This window comes from Nocardia sp. NPDC051911, from assembly GCF_040681035.1.
In the GTDB taxonomy this organism is placed as follows: Bacteria; Actinomycetota; Actinomycetes; order Mycobacteriales; family Mycobacteriaceae; genus Nocardia; species Nocardia sichangensis.
Genome location: NZ_JBFAXY010000091.1, coordinates 1 through 4,163, shown reverse-complemented (window position 1 = coordinate 4,163; position 4,163 = coordinate 1). Strand labels below are relative to the sequence as shown.

Here is a 4,163-nt window from a genome sequence, read left to right as displayed (position 1 = left end):
TGGCCCCGGTACTCACGAACCCGCTTCTGCTGCGGACCAATTCCCACCTCGACACCTCCACGATCGAGGTGTTGCAACGATCAGTTGAATCCGGCCAATACGTATCGGTGAAGTTCACCGAATCGCTTGCCCTGCATGGTCTGTCGGCATCGGTCGGCTCGGTCGGCGATGCCTACGACAACGCGCTCGCAGAATCGATCATCGGCCTGTTCAAGACCGAGGTGATCAACCGGCACGGCCCGTTCAAGACTGTCACCTAGGTCGAGTTCGCGCTCATGGAATGGTGCGACTGGTACAACAACGCCCGCCTGCATTCCCGGCTGGACTACCTGACCCCGGCCGAGTACGAAGCCGCCTACTGCGCTCAACAACCACCACGCCGACCGGCGCGGGTCTGAAACCGAAGCCGGTCCCCAACTCGACGGTTCAGTTTGCGATCTTCATCATGGCCGGTCTTCATATGTCCTCAGCGCCGTGGGCGACCAGCGGTGGCTCAGAGGGCGCGGGGGATGTCGTCTGCGTAATAGGCCGCTGTCAGTCCCCGGGTCAGCAGGCTGGCAGGCGCCCACTTCACCGGCCGACCGCAGCGACGGGTTCCTAGACTACGGATCGCGCTTCTGTTTTGCTAACCAATCGAGCCCCGGACCGGTGCGTCGGTCCGGGGCTCGTTCGGGGGTATTCGCGCCTTTCCACCGATCGCTCGGTAGTTTGACGGAAGCAAATATACCTTCGCGCTTAGGTTTCTCCAAATCGAACCGTCTCGTCTCAGCAGCCTCGGTGTCCGGCCAGCGAGAATCGTGACTCGGCAGATCTATTCCGTTTTCAGCATTCTCGGCAATTGGTGTCGATACCGCGGTGTCCGGGTTGCTGTGCGCATCGGCTCCACCGGTATCGGGGGTAGTGGTCGTCCTTTTTGATGTAGGACAGCCGAAGCAGGCTTGTTCCAGCGACATCGACAGCTCGGCGGCGAGTTCGGCCATGACCAGCATCATGATGGCGCTGTCGAGTTCGTTTGGGTCGGTGAGGATTCGTCGAGCACCATGCCGCTGAAGGCTTGTTTTCGGGTCAGGCCCGTCCGGGCAGCCAGCTCAAGGCCCACCGCTGTCCGCGGATCCCGTCGGCCAGGCGGATCGCGACATCCGGGGAGATGGCACTGGCGATTCGCAAGGGCCTGATGATCAGATCGTTCATGCGTCCGGCCACGATTTTCCCTCAGCGGCACCGTCTTCGCCGCTGATGCGCCGGCCACCCTGTCCCCCACCGCGGCGGCGGCGTCGTCGCGAAGGCGCGTGCTGCGCTGGGCTTGCTCGGTTTCGACGGTGGTGAGCCGATCGATGGTGCGTTGCAGCTGTTGCAGACCTGTTTCGACGTCATAGCGGTAATCGTTGTCGGATGCCAGGTAGCGATCGTTCTCGATATCGTACGGCCAGCGGGCTCACTCTTGGCCGACGACTACTCACCGATCGAGGACCTACAGCGATGGTTCGAGCACGACCGCACCGGATCACCCGCTGCCGTCGGTGACATCGCGTTCATCGAGGCGATCGCGCTGAAAGGTACTGCCGATGAGCGGCTTTCGTCCGGCACTGTAATCGTGGCTCTTTCACACGGAGAACGTCTCGAAAGCTGGTGGGACAACGCGCTCGGATTCCTCGATGACCACAACGCTCACTCGGATTGACTCCCGTCAAACCATCACGCGTGCCAGCCGAGGTCAGGCCAGCAACGCAGGTCGCCTCCGCCGAAACGGCGTCGGGACGACATCAAATGCCGCCCACGGCGACATTGAAACCCGCCCCCGATCGCATAGTTCTACTATCTCGTGATGGGAATCAGGTTGCACCTTGCGGTCACCCTCAATTTCGACCGCGCGATGGAGCACTGCGACAATCTCGTCCGAGTCCATCAACGTGCTGGTGGAGAGGGCAAGGGGCGACGCCGGGAGGAGATTTCGGTCAACCGGGCCGTCATCGTGATTGCCATCGCGAGCTGGCAAGCCGTGGTCCAAGACATCACCAGGTTTCTACTCGACGAGCATACGCCCAACCCTTCGCATCCCAACCACGGTGTCGCACAGCTACTTCGAGGTTTCGTGCTACGCGAACTCGATAAGTTCTCGACACCCAATGCCGAAAACACCCGCCAACTATTGCAGGCAGTCGGATTCAACCCGCGTCCGTATTGGACATGGCCAAACGGCGCGGCTGGCAGCCGCGCCGTCACTTACAAACCCCATGATGTAGAGGGGCAGCTACGGGACTGGCTGAAGGTACGACACGCGATCGCCCACGGTGACGAAAAGATGCCCGAGGTCAGCGTTCTGCAAGCCGTGCGAGACAGATCGGCCAGCAAGACAACCGGCCCCACGGTGCGACTGGCCGACGCGAAGGCATGCATCAAGTTCATCCGCACGCTGACCAAGGTCACCATCGACGGGCTCGATGCCGAAATGACGCCCCCGAATGCTGGCACTACGACCGTGTCGATACTGCCGCCAACCTCGCCCCCAGCGGGACCTTGACCTCGGGCCTTGCTGGCTTGCCCGCCAACTCCGTTCCACCACACGTGTCGTGATCTGTTACCGTTGGGGGCGAGTCACTGAGCTGCTACAACTCTTTGAACGCACTCTTTCTCGGCCGCGTACCCCCAGAGAAGTGACGTTGTTGCGGTTGCAGCTGTACAACTCCACCCGCCCACCAGCGAGGCGGCACACCGCTCGCATGCCGCCCATTTCATCTCGATCGCCCACCGTCCTGGGGTATCGCGCGGCCGACCGGCGGTCGCGAGCATCGGCGCGGGCACGGACACACCCTCAGCGTATTCCCAGCGAATACCGACCCGCTGGTGTGGTTCGCTGGGCTCGGGCGTGTGCAATTCGAGGAAGGTTCTCTGATCCACCAGGTCGCAGGTGGGATGAGTGTGTTCCGCATCGTCGAACTCGGTGTCGACGGCGACCCGACCAAAGCGTTGGTGCAAGCCGTCGGCGACGGCCCCGGCACCTACCCGTGGACGACCGATCTGACCTACGCGGTGCCCGCCGACCAGCCCTAGCCGGCCGCCCGTCCGCGATTCGCTGCCCCCACCTGTCCGGTCGACCTCACCCCCTTCCCTCAGCACCGTCTACGGAATGCCGCGGCACGGGTGGCTGGCCGGGAGCGGCTGTGCCGGTGGTCGGTGGTGTGTGTGGACGGAGCGACGCGGCGGCGGTGTCGCCACTCAGGGACGGTTCGCTCTCCGCGGCGGCCCGTGATGGTGGCTGTGGTGCGGCGGGGTCGCGGTGGGTGCGCGCGGCGGTGAGCAGTTGCCGAACTTCTTTCAGGCTGATCTCGAGCAGTTCGGCGATGTCCTCCTCGGAGCCACCACGCTCACGGATGACAGCAGCGGCCTCGGCTTGGTCGGCGCGGTAGTGGGCGATCTCGCTCGCGGCGCGTGCTTCGAGGTCGCTGATCTGCTGGCGCAGCGCGGCGATGTCGCGATCACGGGCCGTTTCACACGCGGTGATCGCCGCCCAGCCGGCGAGGTAACGCTTGATCGCTTCGTGGATGGCGCGCTCGCGCTGGCGTGCCAGTTCTCGGCGTTGTTTGCTGCGGGCGCGTGAGCGTTCCAGTCGCGCGGCGACTTCCGGGGATCGAGCGGTACGCGGGGACCGCGGTGGGCGACGCGAGGGCATGGCCGGCCTCCTGAAATGTCGGGCCCGCCTGCTGATTCTCCCGCGCTCGATGCTACCCGCTGCGGCTACTGCCCTGCGCGCGAAACCCGGCGCACTTGCCCACTGTCGCCCACCCCCAATTTTGTCCATCCGATATCGAGGAGGCCGTGTCATGGCAGCAGTTGCTCGTCTGCCACGGCGAACAATGGGGTCACTCCCCGGTGGGGAACCGCCGGCCTCCACTGGTGGTGCGGTGTTGGCGTCTGGCCCGAACCTGCATAGCTATGATCACTACGTGTGAGGTTCCCCCGCATTGTTGGAGGGCGGGGTTATCAGGTTCCAGCCGGAACCGGGTGATGGTAGCTGGCTTCGAACTCGGCGGGTGATCGCCAGCCCAGCTTCTTCTGAATGCGCTGGCTGTTGTACCAGCCATCGATATAGGCGAACAGGGCGTTCTCGGCCTCGTCCCGGGTCCGCCAGGCCCGGCGATAAACCAACTCGGTCTTCAACGTGG

General features: G+C 63.8%; 7 protein-coding genes and 1 pseudogene. 5 read left to right on the top strand and 3 right to left on the bottom strand.

The features are described 5' to 3' along the window. Both AB0L97_RS38490 and AB0L97_RS38485 read left to right on the top strand, forming a co-directional pair. Nucleotides 1–257, top strand: a pseudogene (locus AB0L97_RS38490) (hypothetical protein); the annotation flags it as partial. A gap of 18 nt (nucleotides 258–275) precedes the next feature. After that, nucleotides 276–398, top strand: coding sequence for an IS3 family transposase (locus AB0L97_RS38485; RefSeq protein ID WP_364439978.1), 123 nt, complete (start codon nucleotides 276–278; stop codon nucleotides 396–398). Between the two features lie 204 nt (nucleotides 399–602). Here the strand turns inward: AB0L97_RS38485 and AB0L97_RS38480 are convergent, their stop codons facing one another. Continuing rightward, on the bottom strand, nucleotides 603–980 hold the full coding sequence (locus AB0L97_RS38480; protein ID WP_364439976.1) for a hypothetical protein: 378 nt from the start codon (nucleotides 978–980) through the stop codon (nucleotides 603–605). A gap of 323 nt (nucleotides 981–1,303) precedes the next feature. Between AB0L97_RS38480 and AB0L97_RS38475 the strand changes: the two genes are divergently transcribed. The 3 genes from AB0L97_RS38475 to AB0L97_RS38465 all read left to right on the top strand — a co-directional run bounded on the left by AB0L97_RS38475 (nucleotide 1,304) and on the right by AB0L97_RS38465 (nucleotide 3,051). Further along, the gene (locus AB0L97_RS38475; protein WP_364439974.1) at nucleotides 1,304–1,681 is read left to right on the top strand and encodes a hypothetical protein; all 378 of its coding nucleotides are present in this window, start codon (nucleotides 1,304–1,306) and stop codon (nucleotides 1,679–1,681) included. Nucleotides 1,682–1,825: 144 nt separating this feature from the next. Beyond that, on the top strand, nucleotides 1,826–2,521 hold the full coding sequence (locus AB0L97_RS38470) for a hypothetical protein (protein WP_364439972.1): 696 nt from the start codon (nucleotides 1,826–1,828) through the stop codon (nucleotides 2,519–2,521). 392 nt (nucleotides 2,522–2,913) lie between these two features. Beyond that, the gene (locus AB0L97_RS38465; RefSeq protein ID WP_364439970.1) at nucleotides 2,914–3,051 is read left to right on the top strand and encodes a hypothetical protein; all 138 of its coding nucleotides are present in this window, start codon (nucleotides 2,914–2,916) and stop codon (nucleotides 3,049–3,051) included. Nucleotides 3,052–3,097: 46 nt separating this feature from the next. Here the strand turns inward: AB0L97_RS38465 and AB0L97_RS38460 are convergent, their stop codons facing one another. Further along, nucleotides 3,098–3,670, bottom strand: coding sequence for a hypothetical protein (locus tag AB0L97_RS38460; RefSeq protein ID WP_364439968.1), 573 nt, complete (start codon nucleotides 3,668–3,670; stop codon nucleotides 3,098–3,100). A 311-nt stretch (nucleotides 3,671–3,981) separates the two neighbouring features. Then, nucleotides 3,982–4,163: IS3 family transposase (locus AB0L97_RS38455; protein WP_364439966.1), on the bottom strand; the 182-nt coding region annotated here is incomplete at its 5' end.

What these genes read in the sequence shown, in the direction of transcription:
- AB0L97_RS38485 (WP_364439978.1), top strand. Translation starts at nt 276, where the DNA reads ATGGAATGGTGCGACTGGTACAACAACGCCCGCCTGCATTCCCGGCTG.
- AB0L97_RS38480 (WP_364439976.1), bottom strand. Translation starts at nt 980, where the DNA reads ATGGCCGAACTCGCCGCCGAGCTGTCGATGTCGCTGGAACAAGCCTGC.
- AB0L97_RS38470 (WP_364439972.1), top strand. Translation starts at nt 1,826, where the DNA reads ATGGGAATCAGGTTGCACCTTGCGGTCACCCTCAATTTCGACCGCGCG.
- AB0L97_RS38465 (WP_364439970.1), top strand. Translation starts at nt 2,914, where the DNA reads ATGAGTGTGTTCCGCATCGTCGAACTCGGTGTCGACGGCGACCCGACC.
- AB0L97_RS38460 (WP_364439968.1), bottom strand. Translation starts at nt 3,670, where the DNA reads ATGCCCTCGCGTCGCCCACCGCGGTCCCCGCGTACCGCTCGATCCCCG.